The sequence below is a fragment of the Myceligenerans salitolerans genome (assembly GCF_017349295.1).
GTDB lineage: Bacteria > Actinomycetota > Actinomycetes > Actinomycetales > Cellulomonadaceae > Myceligenerans > Myceligenerans salitolerans.
Genome location: NZ_JAFMPK010000049.1, coordinates 151,533 through 171,867, shown reverse-complemented (window position 1 = coordinate 171,867; position 20,335 = coordinate 151,533). Strand labels below are relative to the sequence as shown.

Annotated in this window: 15 protein-coding genes; 9 read left to right on the top strand and 6 right to left on the bottom strand. The window is 72.3% G+C overall.

All coding sequences use genetic code 11. The features are described 5' to 3' along the window. Positions 1-39: 39 nt before the first annotated feature. Both J0911_RS19915 and J0911_RS19910 read right to left on the bottom strand, forming a co-directional pair. Positions 40-2,163: a serine hydrolase domain-containing protein gene (locus J0911_RS19915; protein ID WP_207277253.1), complete on the bottom strand. Its 2,124-nt coding sequence runs from the start codon at positions 2,161-2,163 to the stop codon at positions 40-42. 131 nt (positions 2,164-2,294) lie between these two features. Further along, entirely contained in the window at positions 2,295-3,668 is a 1,374-nt protein-coding gene (locus J0911_RS19910; protein ID WP_207277252.1) for a dihydrolipoyl dehydrogenase family protein, read from the bottom strand. A gap of 210 nt (positions 3,669-3,878) precedes the next feature. Between J0911_RS19910 and J0911_RS19905 the strand changes: the two genes are divergently transcribed. Then, complete coding sequence (locus tag J0911_RS19905; RefSeq protein ID WP_207277251.1) at positions 3,879-4,466, top strand: dihydrofolate reductase family protein; 588 nt, start codon at positions 3,879-3,881, stop codon at positions 4,464-4,466. Positions 4,467-4,561: 95 nt separating this feature from the next. Then, positions 4,562-6,193 carry a hypothetical protein gene (locus tag J0911_RS19900; protein ID WP_207277250.1) on the top strand — a complete coding sequence of 544 codons (1,632 nt, stop codon included), beginning with the start codon at positions 4,562-4,564 and terminating at the stop codon, positions 6,191-6,193. Positions 6,194-6,233: 40 nt separating this feature from the next. On the opposite strand, the gene J0911_RS19895 is transcribed toward J0911_RS19900, so the two are convergent. From J0911_RS19895 to rsmI, 4 genes are all read right to left on the bottom strand, one after another. Further along, entirely contained in the window at positions 6,234-7,949 is a 1,716-nt protein-coding gene (locus J0911_RS19895; RefSeq protein ID WP_207277249.1) for a beta-N-acetylhexosaminidase, read from the bottom strand. Between the two features lie 37 nt (positions 7,950-7,986). Next, positions 7,987-8,604 carry an isochorismatase family protein gene (locus tag J0911_RS19890; RefSeq protein WP_207277248.1) on the bottom strand — a complete coding sequence of 206 codons (618 nt, stop codon included), beginning with the start codon at positions 8,602-8,604 and terminating at the stop codon, positions 7,987-7,989. A 46-nt stretch (positions 8,605-8,650) separates the two neighbouring features. Beyond that, a complete protein-coding gene (locus tag J0911_RS19885; RefSeq protein ID WP_207277247.1) occupies positions 8,651-9,004 on the bottom strand; it encodes a hypothetical protein in 354 nt (117 codons plus the stop codon). Positions 9,005-9,119: 115 nt separating this feature from the next. Then, positions 9,120-10,034: a 16S rRNA (cytidine(1402)-2'-O)-methyltransferase gene (gene rsmI / locus J0911_RS19880; RefSeq protein WP_372434912.1), complete on the bottom strand. Its 915-nt coding sequence runs from the start codon at positions 10,032-10,034 to the stop codon at positions 9,120-9,122. A gap of 33 nt (positions 10,035-10,067) precedes the next feature. Between rsmI and J0911_RS19875 the strand changes: the two genes are divergently transcribed. The 7 genes from J0911_RS19875 (at position 10,068) to J0911_RS19845 (ending at position 20,254) form a co-directional block, all read left to right on the top strand. Further along, a complete protein-coding gene (locus J0911_RS19875; protein ID WP_307865191.1) occupies positions 10,068-11,822 on the top strand; it encodes a dolichyl-phosphate-mannose--protein mannosyltransferase in 1,755 nt (584 codons plus the stop codon). A gap of 157 nt (positions 11,823-11,979) precedes the next feature. Beyond that, positions 11,980-13,698 (top strand): methionine--tRNA ligase, encoded by a 1,719-nt coding sequence (metG, locus tag J0911_RS19870; protein ID WP_207277245.1) that lies wholly within the window; start codon positions 11,980-11,982, stop codon positions 13,696-13,698. Positions 13,699-13,861: 163 nt separating this feature from the next. After that, entirely contained in the window at positions 13,862-14,887 is a 1,026-nt protein-coding gene (locus tag J0911_RS19865; RefSeq protein ID WP_207277244.1) for a TatD family hydrolase, read from the top strand. Between the two features lie 83 nt (positions 14,888-14,970). Beyond that, on the top strand, positions 14,971-16,308 hold the full coding sequence (locus J0911_RS19860; RefSeq protein WP_307865190.1) for a resuscitation-promoting factor: 1,338 nt from the start codon (positions 14,971-14,973) through the stop codon (positions 16,306-16,308). Positions 16,309-16,962: 654 nt separating this feature from the next. Then, complete coding sequence (locus tag J0911_RS20665) at positions 16,963-18,324, top strand: resuscitation-promoting factor (RefSeq protein WP_307865189.1); 1,362 nt, start codon at positions 16,963-16,965, stop codon at positions 18,322-18,324. 26 nt (positions 18,325-18,350) lie between these two features. After that, a complete protein-coding gene (rsmA, locus tag J0911_RS19850) occupies positions 18,351-19,199 on the top strand; it encodes a 16S rRNA (adenine(1518)-N(6)/adenine(1519)-N(6))-dimethyltransferase RsmA (RefSeq protein WP_207277241.1) in 849 nt (282 codons plus the stop codon). Next, on the top strand, positions 19,196-20,254 hold the full coding sequence (locus J0911_RS19845; RefSeq protein WP_207277240.1) for a 4-(cytidine 5'-diphospho)-2-C-methyl-D-erythritol kinase: 1,059 nt from the start codon (positions 19,196-19,198) through the stop codon (positions 20,252-20,254). The genes rsmA and J0911_RS19845 overlap by 4 nt, the downstream gene beginning before the upstream one ends. The last annotated feature ends 81 nt before the right edge of the window (positions 20,255-20,335 follow it).

The following is a 20,335-nucleotide window of genomic DNA, read 5'->3' as shown; positions in this document are numbered from 1 at the left end:
GGTCGGTCCACTCGGCTCTGTCCACTCGCCCTGTCCGTCTCAGTACGAGATGTCGGGGGACAGGAAGCGGAACATGATCGCGAAGTTCGTCACCGCGGAGAGCGCCAGGAGCGTCACCGCCGCCCCGGCGATCCGGTGCCAGCGGGCGCGGCGCCGGATCCGGCCGACGAGCAGGACGATCGCCGGGACCATGCCCAGCGCGCCGATCACCTGGAGCGCCTGCACGCCCCGGATCACCACCGCCGGTACCTCCACGAGCCCCATGACGGCCAGCACGACCGCCACCCAGCCGGCCACGGCGAGGAGGGCGCTCGCCACACCCACCCGGGTCAGCACCCGCCAGCGGCGCTCGTCGTACCCGCTGTCCTCGCCGTGCCCGTCGCGCGCGACGGCCCGGCGGCCGCGCAGCCGGCGCCGGATCGCGCCGGCCGGCCAGGCCAGGAGAGCGAGGAGGAGCACCGCGGTCGCGCCCGCGAGGATCGGGAGGGCCACCTGGCGCTCGCCGTCGACCGGCAGGATCGTGAAGGCGGCGTCGTGCGTGATGCCGGTGACCCTGCCGCCCTCCGTCCGGACCGCGATCCTGCGCTCGCCGTCGACCTCCCGCCACACGTCGTCGCCGATCTGCTCGTAGACGCTCGGCCGCTGGGTGCCGGGGTCCGGGTTCATGGCCAGGCGGCCGTCGTCGCGGGCGCTGAGCTCGTAGCCCATGACCGGGTCGAGCACGGAGAGGAACGTGCTGTGGAACCCGCGCGCGGCGGCATACGTACCGGCCAGGCGCTCGGCGTTCTCGCGCATGGTGGCGGCGTCGAAGGACTCCGGAGCGGCTCCCGTTCCCGCGGTGTCGGTTCCCGCGGTGTCGCCGCCGGCGGTGTCACCGGCGGCGCCGGGTGCGGGGAAGTAGCGGTCGGCGAAGTCCTCCAGCAGGTCCGTGCGCAGCTCGTGGGTCTTGAGCGCGTCGAGGCCGGAGCTGTTCACGGAGACGAAGATCCCCGCGCCGTCGTCCGGGTACAGCTGCAGGTGGGAGTGGAAGTACTGGGTGTCGCCGCCGTGGCCCACGATGCGGTGACCGTTCCGGTCCTCCTGGAAGAGTCCGAGGGTCATGCGCTGGGCGCCGGCGAAGCTGCCGAGCTGGGCTTCCGTCAGCGCCGGCGAGTACATCAGCTCCCGGGTCTCGTCGCGCAGCAGCAGGTCCTCCTCCGCTACCGCGCCGAGCTGGGCGAGCATGAACCGCGCCATGTCGTTCGCCGAGGACGAGAGGGCGCCGGCGGGCGGGGAACCGACGATCTCGAACGGCTGGGCCGGCCCCGACGCGTCGGCGTAGCCCTGCGAGACCCTGTCGCGCAGGTGCTCCGGGAGGGGCTGGCGGAAGGTCGAGGAATCCATGCCCAGCGGCTCGAAGACGTGAAGGTCGAGGTAGTCCTCGAACGGTTCCCCGCTCACGCGTTCCACGATGTACCCGGCGAGCGCGTTGCCGTAGTTCGAGTACGCGGGTGTGGTCCCGGGGGCGTACACCTGCTCGGGCGGATCGGTGACGAGGGACTGCCGGAGGTCCGCGGGCTCGTCGCCCGAGCCGATCAGGCCCGCGATGCGCTCCTCGAAACCAGGGGTGTGGCTGAGCAGGTGCCGCAGGGTGAGGTCGGCGTCGAAGTTCCGCTCGATCTCGAAGTCGAGGTACTCGGAGACATCGACGTCCAGGTCGAGCTCGCCCCGCTCCACGAGCTGCATGACGGCGGTCGCGGTGAAGATCTTGGACACCGAGCCCGTACGGAACAGCGTGTCGGCACCGGCCTCCACCGGGGTGCCGCCGTCCGCCCCCGTGTCGGCATGTCCGAAGCCGCGGGCGGTGACGATCTCGCCGTCGTGCACGACGGCGACCGCCGCGCCGGCGATCCCGTTGGCCTCCAGGGCCGGGGGCAGCCTGTCGTCCAGCCAGCGGTCGACGTTCTCGGCGGAGAGGTCCTCGGGGACGGGCACGCTCTCCGTCGTCCCCGACGCTCCGGGTACCGAGGCGCCGAAGCCGTCGTCGGACGGGCCGGGTCCTCCGCCGGCGCACGCGGCGGTCGCGGCGAGCAACGCGGCGATGCCGAGCCCGCCGGCGAGCCGGACCGCGAGAGATGGTCGTCCTCCGGATGCCCGACGGCGTTCGATGGTGGTGGGGTACATGGATCCTCCTGGATGCGCTCGGCCCGCGAGAGGGCTTGGTTCGAGTGCACCCAGCGTCGCCGCCGGGCCCTGCCGCGCACGACTGGCGGAGGTCGGAAATCGGCTTACGACCTTTGGTGGAGGCGGCGTCGTCAGCCGGCCGACCGCAGGTCCTTGAGCGCCTCGAGGATGCCGCGATGGAAGGTCGGGTAGGCGTAGATCATCGACTCCAGCGTGGTGAGCGGGACCCGGGCGTGGACCGCCAGCGCCAGCATGCCGAGCACCTCGCCCCCGTAGGGCCCGGCTGCGGTGGCGCCGACCAGGTGCCCCGCCTCGGCGTCGGCGACGAGCTTGACGAACCCGTCACCGCCGGCCTTGTGGATCCAGCCGCGAGTGGTCGACGACGCCCGCTGGATCCCCGTCGCCACCGTGAGTCCCGCCTCACGGGCGGCCGACTCCGTGAGCCCGACGGCACCGACCTCCGGGTCGGTGAACGTCACCCGGGGCAGAGCGTGGTGGTCGGCGGCCGGTCCTTCCTGGCCGAGGACCTCGCGTGTCACGATGTCGGCGTGGTAGGTGGCCACATGGGTGAACGCGCCCTTGCCCGCCACGTCGCCGATCGCCCAGACGCGGTCGGCGATCCGCAGCCGGTCGTCCACCAGTTCCCCGCGCGGCGCGGCGCCCAGCGCGGCACGCGTCTCGGGCGTGAGGCGAGGCCGCCGCCCGGTGGCGACCAGCAGCCGCTCGGCACGCAGCTCGCCGGACACGCCGTCGGCGGTGACGACGAAACCGCCCCCGTCCTCGTACGCGACACGGGTGACCGGGCTGCCGGCGTGCACGGTCAGCCCTTCCCGCGCCAGGACGTCCGTGACCAGCTCCGAGGACTCCGGCTCGTCCATGGGCAGGAGGCGCTCCGCCGCCTCGACCACGGTGACCTCCACACCGAACCGGGCGTAGGCCTGAGCGATCTCCAGGCCGATCGCACCCCCGCCGAGGACGATCAGCGAGGCCGGGAGCTCCTCGGCCTCGATCGCACCACGGTTCGTCCAGAACGGGGTGCCGGCGAGCCCGTCGATCGGCGGGACCACCGGCTCCGTGCCCGTGGCGACGACCAGGCCACGGGACGCGACGTACTCGGTGTCACCGACACGCACGCGGTCGGGTCCCAGGATCTCCGCCCGCCCGCGGACGAACCGTCCCCCGGCGTCCGTGAACCGGTCGACGGCGGCCGTGTCGTCCCAGTCGGCGGTGGCCTCCTCCCGGATCCGCCGGGCCACGGGCGCCCAGTCGGGCGTCACCGTCGCGTCGCCGGCCATCCCGGGAGCCCGCCGTGCCTCGGCGAGGAGGTTCCCGGCACGGATCATCATCTTCGACGGGATGCAGCCCCAGTAGGGACACTCACCGCCCACCAGGTTCTCCTCGATCCCGACGACGTCCAGGCCGGCCCTGGCGAGCGCACCGCCGACGGCCTCCCCGGCGACCCCCAGCCCGACGACGACGACCTCTGCCTGCTCGGTGACGCTCATCCGTGCATCCTCTCCTCGCGACGTGTCCATGGCCGCTCACGACGGCGGCGGCGCGTGCACCGTCCCGTCCTCGGCCCGATCAGCCTAGGCCGCCGCTCCCGGCTTGTCGCCGGTGGCGTGGGCCGGAAACCGCGGGTCCGGTCGCCGCGGCCCCGCGGCGGGTGCCGCCGCGACCGATGAGTCCCGGGTGCGTCCGTCGTCGTACCTGGCATGGGAATCGTCACGGCAGACATCAGCGTGTCCACGGACGTCGTCTCGGCGGGCCACGACCAGTCGCTCGACCATCCGTTCGGTGAGCTCGCGGGCGAGCGCCTGCACACGTGGATGTTCGAGCACGGGGACAACCACCGTGCCGAGGTCGACGCGATCCTCGACGCCGGGGCGTTCGTCATGGGCCGCAACATGTTCTCGCCCGGACGCGGAGCCTGGGACCTCGGCTGGCGCGGCTGGTGGGGTGAGGAGCCGCCCTATCACGCGCCGGTCTTCGTGCTCAGCCACCACGAGCGCGAGCCGCTGGAGATGACCGGCACCACGTTCCACTTCGTCACCGACGGCATCGAGCCCGCCCTCGAGCGGGCACGGGCGGCCGCCGGAGAGCGGAACGTGGCGATCGCGGGCGGCGCCACCACCCTGAACGCGTACCTCGCCGCCGGGCACGTCGACGAGCTGCGGCTGCATGTCGTGCCCTTCACGCTCGGCGGCGGGACGCGGGTGTTCGACGGGGTCCCGCCCATCGAGTTCACGGAGACCCGCGTGCGCCACACGCCGGAGGTCACGCATCTGACGTTGCGACGCTGACCGGCGCGCGGAATCTGACTTGTCCGCGCGAACTTTCACTCACAATTCACCTGTCGCGGGAACCCGCCTTCGCAGAGTGCGCGAAGATATGTCGCGTGGATCACCGGAACGCCCGATTCGTCAGTACTCGCATCGCGGCCTCCGCCCTGGTCACCGCTCTGGCAGCCACCATGCTCGGCGCCTGTTCCGTGCCCAGCGCCGAGGGCTCGGGCGCCTCGACGGGTGAACCTCCGCCCGCGGTCCGCGCCCCCGAGGGCGGCGTGCTCACCCTCGTCTCCGATGACTCCTCCGAACTCGCCCTCCACGCCAGCCAGGCGCTCTTCGAGCGCTCGCCCGTGGTCGTGCTCGCTGCCGTCGACGACGGGGCCGACCGCATGACCGCCGCCGCGACCGGCGAGGCGCTCGCCGCGCCGGTGCTGCTCGACGGCGGCGTCATCGACGACGACGGCCTGCGCAACGAGCTCGAGCGACTCGGTGCCGAGGCGATGGTCGTCGTCGGTGACGAGGAGGACGTCGCCGCGGCGGCATCCCTGGCGGGTGATCTCGACGTCGTCCGCTTCGATCCGGACGCGGTGAGCGAGGCGGCCGAGGAGGCTGTCGAGTCCGTGAAGCCCGGTGGCAAGGGAACGGCCGTCGGGACGGGCGGCACGCGCTCGTCGTCGGCCGGTACCGAGGTGCGGTTGCCCGAGGCCGGGATGATCAACCCCACGCGGCTCGAAGCCCTGCGGGAGCAGGTCCCCGAGGCCGAGGACCCGGATCAGCTCTCCGAGGTGATGCTGCTGATCGACCCGGCGGACGGCCAGGAGGCGGCCATCGGGACCGCGCGTGCGGCCGGCGCGGTACCGCTCGTGGTTCCCGGCGGCGATCCCGGCGCGCGCAAGGACGCGATCAGCCGGATCACGACGGCCGACCCGCTCGGCGTCGTCGCCATCGGCCCGGGGTTCACCGACCAGGACCGGCTCGCCTGGCAGGTCGACGCCGCCCGCGGGGGAGTCACCTACCCGCACGGCACACAGCGTCTGGCGGGTGAGACGTACGTCGCCACGTCGTTCACGGTGCCCGCCGGGGCCGACCCGGCCCAGATCGCCGCCGTCGCCGCCGAGGCTCGTGCGGCGGCGGACGCCTACGGCGGTGTCCCGGTCGTCGCGCTCGCCGCGAGCGTGAAGGCATCGAGCCCGGGGGAGGACGGCGACTACGTCGCTCCTCTGCCGGTCGAGGACCTCACGGCCGCGGTGGCCGCGCTGCGTGAGGCCGGTGCCCTGGTACTGCTCGACGTCGTGCCGGGCAACCGGCCCCTCGCGGAGCAGATCGGTCCGCTCGAGTCCCTCCTCGCGACGCCGGGTGTGGGCCTCGCCCTGCATCCCGAGTTCCGGCTGGCGGGCAACGGTGCCGAGCTCGGCGGACAGGTCTCGGTCGAGGAACTGCAGGCCGCGGTGGACCGGGTCGCCGGGATCGTGTCCGCGCAGCGGCTTCCCCAGTCGATGGTCGTGGTGCATCAGTCGAGGGCGGCGTCGGTCACGGACCGTGGCGCCCTGGAGCCGCGCGCGGAGGTGGCCACCGTCTTCGCCGCCGCGGGCCCGGCCGGCGGCGGCACGACGGCGACCGGCGTGTGGTACGACATCGCGTCGAACCTGCCCGAGCGCGCGGCGACGGGCTGGGCGGGCCCGGCGGCGGGTGCGGTGCCGCCGTCCGACCCCGCGCCTCCGCTGCTGGTCACGGTCGACTGAGCCGACTCCGAGCCGCTACCAGTCCACCTGCGGGGAGCCGCTACCAGTCCACCTGCGGGGTGGGGTGGTAGGCGGCGCCGTCCCGGCGCCAGGCCGCGGCCTCGGTCGCGATGCGCCGCCGGAAGGAGTCCCAGTCCCGGGCGTCCCGCGGCGTCCAGGCCGCCTCGGCCACGGCCGCGAGCCGGGGCAGCAGCATGGAGAACAGGTCGTCCCGGGTGACCAGGGTCTCCGTCCACACGCAGGCCGAGACGCCGTCGACGGCCTCGGGAGGTAGCCCGTCGATCGTCGTGCCGGGGTCCCAGTCGTAGGAGTCGCGCAGTTCCACGAACCCCGCCCAGTGCAGTCCCAGCGGGTGCTCGGGCGTGTACTTCATGTCCAGGTAGGTGCGCTCCGCCGGAGCCATCACGAACCGCGCACCGGCCTCGGCGGCACGCAGGAAGGCCTCCGACCCGGCGCGGGTGTCCCAGTAGTGCAGCACCGTCCCGGCCCGCACCGGGGAGGTCTCGGAGTCCGGGCCGGCCGGGCCGGCGGCGGTGGAGCTCCCGTCCGTCGTCGAGCCGTTCGCCGTGGAGCCGGCGGTGCCCGCGGAGGCGCGCGCCGTCCCCGCCCCGCCGACCTCGGCCGCCGCGCCGACGCCGGCTCCTGCGCCGACGCCTGCGCCGACACCGGCCGCCGCGAGCGCGGCCGCGGCGGTCTCCGCGTCCCCGTGCCCGGAACCGGCCGCCTCCTGCCACGCGGCAGGGATCTTGCCGGACGAGGTGACGATCTCCTGGCACAGCTCCACGAACCCGAGGTACTCCTCGGGCGCCATCCGGTGCACCTCGTCGCCGCCGAAGTGCACCCACTCGCCACGGGTCATGCGGGCGACGTCGCCCAGCACGTCCCGCAGGAAGGGCTCCGTGGTCGGGAGGTCGAGGTAGAGCCGGGAGAACCCGACCTCGATGCCCTCGTAGACCTCGGTGGGCCTGCCGTCCGGGGTGAGTTCGCCGTAGGCGTGCGTCGCGGCGTTGACGTGCCCGGGCAGGTCGATCTCGGGCACGACGACGACGCCGCGCGCGGCGGCGTACTCCTGCAGCTCCGCGTAGTCGGCCACACTGAGGTACCCGCCTTGGTCACCGTTGACGGCGCTGTGCGAGGAGCGGGCCACGAGGTCGGGACGCGACGGGATCTCCAGGCGCCACCCCTGGTCGTCGGTGAGGTGCAGGCCGAGGCGGTTCAGCTTGTACTGGCCGAGCAGGTCGACGACGGCGCGCAGGTGGTCGGGACCGAAGAAGTGCCGAGCGATGTCGAGCGAGAGCCCGCGCCAGCCGTACCGCGGCTCGTCGTGCACGACGAGGGCCGGGAGCTCGCCCGGGTGTCCCGCCGCCTGGGCGGCGCCCGCGATCTGGCGCAGGGTGCGCAGGCCGTGGAGCAGGCCGGACCGTTCGGGCGCGGTCACGACGACGCCGTCGCCGGACACCGCAAGGGTGTACCGCTCGGGGTTCGCGGAGCCCTCGGGCCCGGCGGCGTCCTCGAACCGGAGTTCCAGTGGTGTGCCGCCGGGGGAGTGCTCCCGCGGCGTCCCGGACACGGCGATGCCGGCGGGTTCCAGCAGTTCGGCGGCGAGGGCTCGGAGGCCGGGATCCGAGCGGCCGTCACCGTCCGGTACGGCGTCGGGCGCGATCACCCGTACCCGCTCGAGACTCAGCACCCCCCGGCCGGGCTCGATGCGGACGGGGGCTGGAGTGATCGCCGCGGCGACGTCGTTGTCCGTCATAGGCGGCGAGCATAGCGCCGAATACTGAAAGCAGTCTTTACAAATCGGCGGTGGACAAGAGCTCCACGCCCACGGCGCGCATCTCGGCGCGTGCCTGTTCGCCCTGTCCGGGGGACACGGGCGCGGTCAGGTCGGTGATCACGCGCGTCGCCAGGCCGCGCTGGCGGGCGTCGAGCGCCGTGTGCTTCACGCAGTGCGACTCGGCGAGGCCGACGACGTCGACCGCGCCGATCCCGGCGTCGGTGAGGATGGTCTCGAGCGAGCGGCCGCTCTCGTCGGCGCCGTCGAAGCCGGAGTAGCCGTGGTCGTACTGGCCCTTCTTCACGTGGGCGTCCGCGTCGATCTCGGCCAGTGCGGGGTGGAGCATCGCGCCGGGCGTGTCCGCGACACCGTGCGGGGGCCACGAGTTCACGAAGTCCGGGTCGTCGCTGAAGTGCTCGCCCGGGTCGATGTGCCAGTCCTGCGTGGTGAGGATGGCGTCGTACCGGTCCCGGTGCTCCTTGGCGTATGCGGCCACGCGTTCCGCGACGGCGTGACCGCCTTCCACGCCGAGCTCGCCGCCCTCGCAGAACGTGGGTTGCACGTCCACCACCAGGAGCGCCCGACGGGGCCGGCTCGTCACGAAGCGGCTGGTCTGAGGCCGAATGTCGTCCATGTACCTAGCCTGCCACCGGCGGGGTGACGCGCGGTAGCCCTTCGGGTCACAGGAACGACCACCGGGCGCGGACGCGCAGCTCGGCGAAGTGGGACTCCCACTCCTGGCGGCACTCCTGGGGCAGGTTGAGCACGGGCCACATGCGGATCAGGACCTCCTTGTTGAGCAGGTCCCGCTGGTCGCGGACCGTGCCGTCGCGGACCGTGACGGAGTACAGGTCCCAGAGCTGGGACTCGTCCTCGATGTCGAAGGACATGAACCTGGTGCCGGTGATGTGGGAGCCGGCCTTCACGGTGCCCGACGCCGGACCGGCGAGCTCGTCCAGCGAGCCCGGCCGGGCGTAGGGGGACCTGTACGAGAAGCCCGCCGCTGCCAGGGAGTATCCGGGGTGACCGTCCATGACTCGACGCTAGGGCGATGTTCGCTGAATGCATACGTATGGTTGTGATAAAACTTCACCCCTACATGACGAGGGGCGAGGGCCGGTCAAGCGGAAAGCAGCGTGACTTACCTGGTCACGGCGTCTTCCGGGACGACCCGCGGTCTCCGGCCGTGTCCGGTCGGCGGGCCTGGAGCGCCGCCGCGTACAGGTCGCGCTTGGGTACCCCGGTGGCCTCCGCCAGCTCCGCGACCGCGGTCTTGAGCCGTTCACCGCCCGCCACCCGGTCGAGCACCTCACCGACGACGTCGTCCACGCTCGCCGGGGCCGCGGCCGGGGCACCCGCGACCACCACACAGATCTCGCCGCGCAACCGCTCGGCCGACGCGCGGCCGGCCAGGTCGCCCAGCCCGCCGCGCAGCACCTCCTCGTACGTCTTGGTCAGTTCACGGCACACGGCGCCCGGGCGGTCGTCGCCGAACGCCTGCGCCATCGCGGCGAGCGTGTCGGCGATCCGGTGCGGGGCCTCGAAGAAGACCATGGTGCGCGGTTCGGCCGCGAGCGCGGCGAGGCTTCGCGCCCGTTCGCCGGGCTTGCGCGGTGGGAACCCCTCGAAGGTGAAGCGGTCGGTGGGCAGACCCGAGAGGGCGAGCGCGGTGAGCACGGCGGAGGGGCCCGGCGCGGCGGTGACGCGCAGTCCGCGTTCGATCGCGCGCGTGACCACGCGGTACCCGGGGTCGCTGACGGAAGGCATGCCGGCGTCGGTGACCACGGCGACGGTCCCGCCGGACGCGACGGTGTCGAGCAGCTCGTCGGCGCGCGCCGTCTCGTTGTGCTCGTGGTAGCTCACCACCCGGCCGCCGACCGGCACCCCGACGCGGGTGGCGAGGGCGTGCAGCCGGCGGGTGTCCTCGGCGGCGACCACGTCCGCCTCGGCCAGCAGACGCAGGAGGTGTCCCGAGGCGTCCTCGGCGTTGCCGATGGGTGTGGCGGCGAGGACGAGGGCGCCGTCGTCGGGCGTCGTCCCCGGTGAGCCTGTCGAAGTTGTCACGGTTCCCACGATCCCACGCCCTATGCTGGCCCGGTGCCCCAGCACGACGCGAACAGAGACCCCCAGGCTGTTCCCACCGAGCCGCCCAACGACGCCGCGCCCGAGGTGACGACCGAAGTCGCCCTCGCCCCGGTGCCGGCCGGTGACGACCGGCCCACCCGCGAGCGTCTCCTGACACAGTTGCTCGGCGCGCGGCGCATGCGCCTGGGCGTCACGTTCCAGGACCGCCTGTGGGGCTGGGCCGGAACCGTGGCCGTGGTGCTCGTGGCCGCCTTCGCCCGGCTCTGGGAGCTGGGCCGTCCGGCCGAGCTGGTCTTCGACGAGACCTACTACGTCAAGGAAGGGTGGTCCCTCGCGAGCCTCGGCTACGAGGCGGCGTGGCCCGAGAACCCGAATCCCGCGTTCGAGTCGGGCGACGTCAGCTCCTACCTGACCGGCGAGGCCGAGTACGTCGTCCATCCCCCCGTCGGCAAGTGGATGATCGCCCTCGGGATGCGGCTGGCCGGCGGTGCCACGGAGCCGTGGCAGTGGCGGGTCGCGAGCGCGGTGATCGGCATCCTCGCGGTGCTGCTGCTCGTGCGGATCGCGCGGCGGCTGTTCGCCTCGTCGGCACTCGGCGTGCTGGCGGGCCTCCTGTTCGCCGTCGACGGCGAGGCGATCGTGCACTCGCGTACCGGCCTGCTGGACCAGTTCCTCATGTTCTGGGTGCTCGTCGCGTTCGGCTGCCTGGTGATGGACCGGGAGTGGGGACGACGGCGGCTCGCCGAGCGTGTGGCGCATCTCGTGGACGCGGGCAGCGGGATCGGCCTGTACGGGCCCCGGACCGGGTTCCGGTGGTGGCGGCTCGCGGCCGTGGTCTCGCTCGGTCTCGCGTGCGGCGTGAAGTGGTCCGCGCTGTGGTTCGTGGTGGCGTTCGGGCTGCTCACCATCTTCTGGGACCTGGGGGCACGGCGTGCCCTGGGCATCCGGCGGTGGTGGGAGGACGGAGTCCTGTCCGACGTCGTGCCCACCGTCGCGATCATGGTGCCCACCCTCGTCGTGGTGTACGTGGCGACCTGGACGGGCTGGTTCGCGAACCGTATGTCGTACATGCGGGACTGGGCCGCGGCCAACGGGCACGACGCCCCGGGGTGGTGGCCGGGATGGGCCGACGGAGTGTGGCAGTCGGGCCGTTCGCTGTGGCAGTACCACCACCAGATGTGGGACTTCCACACCAATCTCGACTCCGAGCACAACTACGCGGCGCACCCGCTGGGCTGGATCGTGCAGTCACGGCCCACCTCGTTCTTCTGGGAGCGCTTCTCGCCGGGTGAGGGGCCGTGCCCGGCAGGGGTCACGCACGACTGCGCGACCGCCGTGACGTCTCTCGGCAATCCGATCATCTGGTGGCTCGGTGCGGTCGCGCTCCTCGTGTCGCTGGTCCTGGGCGTCATGCTGCGGGACTGGCGGGCGTCCGGTCCGCTGGCCGCGGTCGCGGCGGGCTGGCTGCCGTGGTTCCTGTACTCGTGGCCGGTGGCCGAGTTCCTCGGCGGGGTCTCCCGCACGATCTTCACGTTCTACACGATCGTGTTCGCGCCGTTCCTCGTCCTGGCGATCGTGCACGTCGTGGCCGCGCTGCTCGACCTCACCGAGGACGATCCTCCCGCGCGCCGGGCCGTCGGCTGGGTCACCGGCGCGGTAGCCGTGGTGATCGTGGGCGTGAGCGTGCTCTTCTACCCGATCTGGACGGCCATGCCCGTGCCGTACGACTACTGGCACAGCCTGATGTGGCTCCCGAGCTGGATCTGACCGGGAGGGCGGCGGAGGCCGCGGTCCGGGCCGGCGACCTCGAGCACCGGGCGGGATCACGGCTGTGGAAACCGGGCGGGTGCCAGGCGGTGCAGGCCATAGGATTGGGCGAGGCCGGTTCCGGCCGTCCCGCCTGAACGAAATGGAGCTTCCAGCGATGGCTCGCCACCTTGTGACCAGTGCGCTTCCGTACATCAACGGCGTCAAGCATCTGGGGAACATGGTCGGCTCGATGCTCCCCGCGGACGTGTACGCCCGGTACCTGCGCCAGCGCGGCCACGACGTCCTGTACATCTGCGCCACCGACGAGCACGGCACGCCCGCCGAGCTGGCCGCGGCCAAGGCGGGCGTTCCGGTCGCGGAGTTCTGCGCGCAGGCGCACGAGACGCAGAAGGCGATCTACGAGGGCTTCAGCCTGCGGTTCGACTACTTCGGCCGCAGCTCGTCCGCGCAGAACGCGGAGATCACGCAGCACTTCGCCCGGAAGCTGCACGAGAACGGCTTCATCGAGGAGCGGGCCATCCGCCAGGTCTACTCGCCGGAGGACGGGCGCTTCCTGCCGGACCGCTACGTCGAGGGCACCTGCCCGCACTGCGGTTACGACAAGGCCCGCGGCGACCAGTGCGAGAACTGCACGCGTGTGCTGGACCCCACCGACCTGATCGAACCCCGCTCGGCGATCAGCGGCTCCACCGACCTCGAGATCCGCGAGACCACGCACCTCTTCCTCCTGCAGTCGAAGCTTCAGGGCGAGGTGGAGGCCTGGCTCGACGAGCACGGCAAGGAATGGCCGCTGCTGTCGACGTCGATCGCCCGCAAGTGGCTCGCCGAGGGCTTGCAGGACCGCGCCATCACGCGCGACCTGGACTGGGGCGTCCCCGTCCCGGCCGACACCTGGCCCGAGCTCGCGACGGAGGGAAAGGTCTTCTACGTCTGGTTCGACGCCCCGATCGAGTACATCGGCGCCACCAAGGAGTGGTCCGACGCCGCCCCGGAGGGCGAGACCCGCGACTGGAAGTCGTGGTGGTACGAGGCCGACGACGTCCGCTACACGCAGTTCATGGCCAAGGACAACGTGCCGTTCCACACGGTGATGTTCCCCGCGACGCAGCTCGGCGTGCGGGAGCCGTGGACCATGACGGATTTCGTCAAGGGCTTCTCCTGGCTCACCTACTACGGCGGGAAGTTCTCCACCTCGCAGCAGCGGGGCATCTTCACCGATGCGGCCCTCGAGATCCTGCCGAGCGACTACTGGCGGTACTTCCTGGTCGCCAACGCGCCCGAGTCCGACGACTCCTCGTTCACCTGGGAGCACTTCGCGTCCACGGTGAACAAGGACCTGGCCGACACGCTCGGCAACTTCGTGAACCGCGTGCTGACGTTCTCGGTCAAGAAGTTCGGCGACACCGTGCCGGCGGGCGGTACACCGGGTGAGGCGGAGCAGAAGCTCGGCGCCGAGGTGGCCGGGCTCCTCGCCGACCTCGAGGAGCACATGGAAGCGCTCGAGTACCGCAAGGCGGCGACCGCGCTGCGCGCGCTGTGGTCGGCCGGCAACGCGTACCTGGTCGAGAAGGAGCCCTGGAAGCAGGTCAAGACCGATCCGGACGCCGCGGCGCTCTCGCTGCGCACGGCGATGAACCTGATCAGGCTCTACGCGGTGGTCTCCGAGCCGTTCGTCCCGACCACCGCCGCGACCCTGCGTGGCGTCTTCGCCGTGGACGACGACGCCACCTGGGTGGGCCCGGACGAGGCGCGCGCCCTGGACGCGGTGCCGGCGGGTGTGGCCGTGACGGTCCCGCCGGTCCTGTTCGCCAAGCTGACCGACGACGACGTGGCGGCGTACGTCGAGCGCTTCGGTGGCGCCGGCGCCGCATGACCTCCTGACGTCGCGGGGCGGCNNNNCGCCCCGCGACACCCCCGTGCAGACCGTGGTGCCATCGGTCCTGCGGGACCGTGGGGGGAGCGCTGTCGTGCGTGCCCGACGACGGCGCTCGCCCACGCACCCTGCGGCCGGCGACCACCGTAGAGCGAGGAGAACCATGGCCCGCAAGCGCGATCGCGGCTTTCCCGCGGATCCCGAGCCCCTGCCCGTCCCCGTCGTCGACAACCACACCCATCTGGACCACATCGGAGCCGTGCTGCCCGACGGCGTGCCCGTGCCGGCCGTGGCCGAGCATCTGTCCCGTGCGTCGGCCGCCGGCGTGAACCGCGTGGTCCAGGTCGGGTGCGACCTGGAATCGGCCCGCTGGACGGCCGCACTCGTGTCCACCGCACCGGCTCGGTCCTCCACCACGGGCGAAGGCACGGCCGACCACGCCGTCCTGCGGGGAGGGAACCGACCGGCTCCTCAAGACGGCGTGGTCGAGCAGAACGGGGTGCCCGACCAGAACGGGGTGCTCGGAGCCGTGGCGATCCACCCCAACGAGGCGACCCTGCACGCCCGGGTCGACGAGGTGGGACCCGACGGTCTCGAACCGGAGCCTGAGGAGCGGCATGCCGTGTCCCTGGACGACGCCATCGCCGAGATCGCGGATCTCGCCCGGGCCCATGAGCGGATCCGCGCCATCGGTGAGACCGGCATGGACCTGTTCCGGACCGGCCCCCGGGGCGAGGTGGCGCAACGCGAGTCCTTCCGTGCCCACATCGCCCTGGCCAAGGAACTCGGTCTCGCGCTGCAGATCCATGACCGCGACGCCCACGCGCAGGTCATCGACGTCCTGCTCGCCGACGGCGCTCCGGAGCGCACCGTGTTCCACTGCTTCTCCGGCGACGCCGAGATGGCTCGGACCTGCGCCGAGCACGGCTGGTACCTCTCCTTCGCCGGGCCGGTCACCTTCAGGCCGAACGACGCGCTGCGGGAGGCGCTCGCCGAGACGCCGCGCGAGCTCGTCCTTGTCGAGACCGACGCTCCCTACCTCACTCCGCACCCGTTCCGAGGTCAGCCGAACGCCCCGTTCGCGACCGCGCACACGGTCCGCTCCATGGCCGAATTTCTCGGTGCTGACCTGGAAAAACTGTGTTCGGAGATCAGTGCCAACTCGGAGGTCGTCTACGGCAAATGGTGACAGGGGGACATGTCCCTCCCAGCGGGCTTTCCAGACGGCCCGCGTTCCGTTACCGTCTTGTGCTCGTGGCAGACCATACGACCGTGAGATCGCGACGGGAGCTGGGCGCAGCGCGCTTCGCGGACCCGGCCGCGGCCCCCAGACGACCTGCCGGGAACGCCGGCGGTCCCTGGTCGACCGACACGCCGCGCCGCCCCGACAGCCCTCGCCGCCGCTCCAAGGGCGCGCACACGGCGCCCGCGGAGCCCCTCAGCATCAAGCCCCCAGAGTGGCTGGCGAAGGCGCCGGTCCGGATCGGTGTGCAGACGGCAGTCCTCGGCAGCCTCGTGGCGGTCACCGGTACCTACGCCGCACAGGCCAAGACCGTCACCATCGACTACAACGGTGACGTGCGGACCGTGGACGCCTACGGGACCTCGGTCGCGGAGATCCTCAAGTCGCAGCACATCACGCCGGGCCGGGCCGACGTCGTCACGCCGGCGGTGGACGCGGACGCCAAGGACGGCTCCGTCATCGTGGTGCGCACCATGCGGACCGTGGAACTCGAGATCGACGGCGAGGTCACGCAGATGGAGACCACCGCCGGTACGGTGGGCGAGCTTCTCGCGCTGATCGGTGAGCGAGGCAGGGGCGCCGTCGCGTCGGCCTCCCGCTCGGAGCCGCTCGGTCGTGAGCCCATCCGTGTCTCCACCATGAAGACGGTCCACGTCTCGGTGGACGGGAAGACCCTGCCGGTCAAGTCCACACAGCCCACCGTCGGCGGGCTGCTCGCGGAGGCCGGCATCGTGCTGAAGGACAAGGACGTGTCGTCCGTCCCGCTGGGCGCCGCGGCCGTGGACGGCATGGTCGTCATGATCAACCGGGACGCGTCCTCGCGGACGACCGTCACCGAGACCATCCCGTTCGAGACGAAGACCATCGAGGACCCCGAACTCCTCGAGGGCGAGGAGATCGTGCAGACGGCCGGCGTGGCGGGCGAGGCGCGGGTCAAGTACGCGATCACGGAGCTCGGCGGCGCCGTCGTCGAGAAGACCGTGCTGAAGCGTGAGGTCATCAGCGAACCCGTCACCCAGGTGGTGGCGGTCGGCACGATGCGGATCTCCGACGCCCAGGCCGACCCGAACGCCGCCCGCGCGCTGGGCAAGTCCATGGCGGCGGCGCGGGGCTGGACCGGCGAGCAGTGGACCTGCCTGGACCTGCTCTGGAACCGCGAGTCCGGCTGGCGCTGGAACGCGGACAACCCGTCGTCGAGCGCCTACGGCATCCCCCAGGCGCTGCCCGGCGAGAAGATGGCCACGCACGGTTCCGACTGGCTGACCAACCCCGCGACGCAGATCTCGTGGGGGCTGGAGTACATCGCCGGCCGGTACGGCAACCCGTGCGGCGCGTGGGCCCACTCGGAGTCCGTCGGCTGGTACTGAGGCGGCACGTCCGGCCCCAGGGCCGGAACCCGTCCACGCGGGCCGTCGCTCGCGGCGCTTCCGCGCGGCTCCTTGCTCGCGGCGTCTCCGCGAGGTCCGTCGCTCGCGGTGCTTCCACGCGCCCCGTCGCTCGCGGGCGGCGCCCGTGGCGTCGAGGTCTCCACGGTCTCCACGCCGCCGTGCCGAACGCTGCCGAACGCTGCGGAGGAAGAGTAGCTCCGATCCTGGCTGCCGCAACCGCTGCGACGCCGGAATGGCTCCCCCGACCCGTACCGCACGTACCTGTCGCGCAGGGCCACGCACAGCTCACGCACATTTTTCCTCCGTGACGGGAAACACAGGCCAGGGATTCGCGAGATCAATAACGGATCGGTTACGGTCTAGTGTCCTCGCTTGCGGTGGCGGTTCGGATTGGTGTAAGTGTCCGATTCGCCCAGCGGCAGGACGGTGTCGTCCCGGTGTGCTCCCACAGGAGTGTGGACGGTGCCAGACCGCCGGATCGGCCGGTCGAGACCCCGACGATCACCCGCGCTCGCGCGGGTGGCCCGCCAGGCCGCGTGCGGCCGTGACACGGCGGTCGTCGAGGAGGGTGCCTGCGGACGCGGTTGCCCGTTCTCGCCGCCCGTGCCCGGGAAGTCCGAAGACTGGACGCGAGTGAACACCGTTTCTGCATCGAGCTCCGGCTCGACCATTCCCAGCACTGCCAGAACCCACCGTTTCTCCCGCCGTTGGCCCGTCGTGGCCGGCGTCGCGGCGGCCGCGATCGTCGCGTCCGGCACTGTCGCGTTCGCCAAGGCGCACAAGACCGTCACGCTCGACGTCGACGGCACCACCACCTCCGTCAGCACGTTCGCCGGTGACGTCGAGGGGCTTCTCGCCGCTCAGGGCGTTCGGCTCGACGACCAGGACGAGGTGGCACCCCATCTCGACACCACGCTGCGTGACGGCTCCGACGTCGTCGTTCGTTACGGCCGTCAGGTGACGGTCGCCACCGACGGCAAGGAATCCGACGTGTGGCTCAACGTCACCGACTCGAACGAGGCGCTGGACATCCTCGCCTCACGTGGCACGGACGTCCGGCTCGTGGCCTCCCGTAGTGGAGAGCGTGCCGACTTCCCGCTGCGCCTGAACGACGACGGCCCTGTCGCCGTCGTCGCCGACGGGTCGACCCGCGTGGTCGACAGCGGCGGGGACGGCGTCGGTGCGATCCTGGACCGCCTGGACATCGAGCTCGACAAGGACGACCGCGTCAGCGTGGTCTCCGTCGAGGACCTGACCGAGAACGGCGGCAAGGCCGTCAAGGAGGCCGAGGTCGCCAAGGCGGTGAAGAAGTCCGACGTCGACGTCGCCCTCCAGGTGGAGCGCGTCGCGACGAAGAAGGTCACCAGGACCATCACCATCGAGCACCGCTCGAAGACGGTCACGGACTCCTCGCGCTACGAGGACCTGGACCCCGCGGTGCGGACCGCCGGCAAGGACGGTGAACGCACCAAGAGGTACCGCGTGACCACCGTCGACGGTGTCGTGCTGGACCGTGAGCTGATCTCGAACAAGGTGACCACCAAGCCGGTCACCGAGGTCGTCGTCGAGGGCACCAAGGAGCGTCCGGCGCCCGAGCCGGACCCCGAGCCCGCGACCAGCGCCGACACGTCGTCGTCTTCGTCGTCGTCCTCGTCGGCGAGCGCGCCGGCCTCGACGACCGCAGCGGTCCCGGCCGGCTCGAACCGTGAGATCGGCCAGCGCATGGCCGCCGCGCGGGGCTGGACCGGCTCGCAGTGGACCTGCCTCGAGGCGTTGTGGACCAAGGAGTCCAACTGGAGCCACACCGCGCAGAACCCGTCGTCGGGTGCCTACGGCATCCCGCAGTCCCTCCCGGGGACGAAGATGGCGACGGCTGGCTCGGACTGGGCGACCAACCCGGCCACCCAGATCGAGTGGGGCCTCGGCTACATCGCCGGCCGCTACGGCACGCCGTGCGGTGCGTGGGGCCACTCCCAGTCGGTCGGCTGGTACTGACCGGGAGTGCCGTTAGGCTCGTCCACGTGAAGACACGTCAAGGCGCCCTGCTGGGGCCCGCGGAGATCCGCGACCTGGCAGGGCGCCTTGGTGTTCGCCCGACCAAGACGCTCGGGCAGAACTTCGTGCACGACGGGGGCACCGTACGCAAGATCGTGCGGGCCGCGAACCTGCGCCCCGGGGAGCGGGTCGTGGAGATCGGTCCCGGGCTCGGCTCCCTCACCCTCGGCCTGCTCGAGGCCGGGGCGTCCGTGGTGGCCGTGGAGATCGATCCGGTGCTGGCCCGGCAGATCCCGCTCACCGCCGAGGCGCACTTCCCGGACGCGGACCTCACGGTGGTCCACGCCGACGCGATGGACGTCACCGTGCTGCCCGGACGTCCGCCGACGGCGCTCGTCGCCAACCTGCCCTACAACGTGGCGGTCCCGATCCTGCTGAACTTCCTGGAGCACCTCGGCTCCCTGGAACGCGTGCTCGTCATGGTGCAGGCCGAGGTCGCCGACCGGATCGCCGCGAGGCCGGGATCGAAGGTCTACGGGATCCCCTCGGTCAAGGCCGCCTGGTACGCGGACGCCCGGCGTTCCCTGGCGATCAGCCGGAACGTCTTCTGGCCGGTGCCGAACGTCGACTCGGCTCTCGTCGCGCTGGAGCGCCGGGACCCGCCGTCGACCACTGCGGGCCGTGAGGCGGTGTTCCGCGTGGTCGACGCCGCCTTCGCGCAGCGCCGCAAGACCCTGCGCGCTGCCCTCAGCGGCCTCGCCGGCTCGGGCGCGACGGCCGAGGAGGCCCTGCGCGCCGCCGGCGTGGACCCCGGCGCGCGTGGTGAGACGCTCACCGTGGAGGAGTTCGCCAGGATCGCGGAGCATCTCCCGTGAGCGGCCATCTGCACGCGGCCCCCGAGCCCTCGGTGACGGTGCGGACCCCCGGCAAGGTGAACCTCGTCCTGCGGTCGGGGGCGGTCCGTGACGACGGGTACCACCCGCTGTCGACGGTCTTCCAGGCGGTGTCCCTCTTCGAGGAGGTCACCGCGACGCACGTGGCCCCTGGCGCGGGCATCTCCCTGACGGTGAGCGGCCCGCAGGCCGACCTCGTACCCCTCGACGAGACCAACCTCGCATGGCGCGCGGCCCGTGCCGTGGCGGACCACACCGGGATGGACGCCGATGTCGCGCTCCATGTCCACAAGGGGGTGCCCGTCGCGGGCGGCATGGCGGGCGGGTCCGCGGACGCGGCCGCCGCGCTGGTCGCCTGCGACGCGCTGTGGGACGCGGGGCTCTCCCGGCAGGAGCTCACGATGCTCGGTGCGGGGCTCGGTGCCGACGTCCCGTTCGCGCTCCTCGGGCACACGGCGGTCGGGACCGGCCGTGGGGACGTCCTCACCCCGGTCCTGACCCGTGGCGAGTTCCACTGGGCGTTCGCCGTCCAGGCCGAGGGCCTGTCGACGCCGTCGGTCTTCGCCCGCTTCGACGAGCTGTCGGGCGAGGTCGGTGCGCCCGGCGGCGCTGCCACGTCCCGCTCGGACGGCGAAACCCGGAACGCCGGTGCCCCACCGCGGACAGGCGGTGAAACGCGCGTGTCCGGCGGCGCCGCGGAGGCCGTCCACGCCGGCCGCAGTCCGGACCCCGGGGAAGACGCCGCGCTCATGGCGGCCCTCCGTGCGGGCGACCCGACCGCGCTGGGCGAGGCGCTGCACAACGACCTGCAGGCGGCCGCTGTGGACCTGCGGCCGGAGCTGGCCCGGGTGATGGAGGTCGCGGAGGAGGCCGGAACGCTCGGCACTCTCGTCTCGGGCTCCGGCCCGACGATCGCCGCCCTGGCCCGCTCCCGCCGTCACGCCCTGGCGATCGCCGCGGCATGGACGGCGGCCGGCGCCGCGAGCACGGTCTGGACGGCCACGGGCCCGGCCCCTGGCGCCCGCATCATGGGCTGAGCCGGACGCGCAGGACAAGGCACCTCTCTCGTCGTCAGCGGTCGGCTGGTTGTCGAGTGGTCGGTCCGATGTCAATGCGGT

Bases quoted from the DNA above. Each gene is read 5' to 3' on its own strand.
- J0911_RS19895 (WP_207277249.1), bottom strand. From the start codon at position 7,949: ATGACGGACAACGACGTCGCCGCGGCGATCACTCCAGCCCCCGTCCGC.
- J0911_RS19885 (WP_207277247.1), bottom strand. From the start codon at position 9,004: ATGGACGGTCACCCCGGATACTCCCTGGCAGCGGCGGGCTTCTCGTAC.
- J0911_RS19910 (WP_207277252.1), bottom strand. From the start codon at position 3,668: ATGAGCGTCACCGAGCAGGCAGAGGTCGTCGTCGTCGGGCTGGGGGTC.
- J0911_RS19915 (WP_207277253.1), bottom strand. From the start codon at position 2,163: ATGTACCCCACCACCATCGAACGCCGTCGGGCATCCGGAGGACGACCA.
- J0911_RS19890 (WP_207277248.1), bottom strand. From the start codon at position 8,604: ATGGACGACATTCGGCCTCAGACCAGCCGCTTCGTGACGAGCCGGCCC.
- metG (WP_207277245.1), top strand. From the start codon at position 11,980: ATGGCTCGCCACCTTGTGACCAGTGCGCTTCCGTACATCAACGGCGTC.
- J0911_RS19905 (WP_207277251.1), top strand. From the start codon at position 3,879: ATGGGAATCGTCACGGCAGACATCAGCGTGTCCACGGACGTCGTCTCG.
- J0911_RS19865 (WP_207277244.1), top strand. From the start codon at position 13,862: ATGGCCCGCAAGCGCGATCGCGGCTTTCCCGCGGATCCCGAGCCCCTG.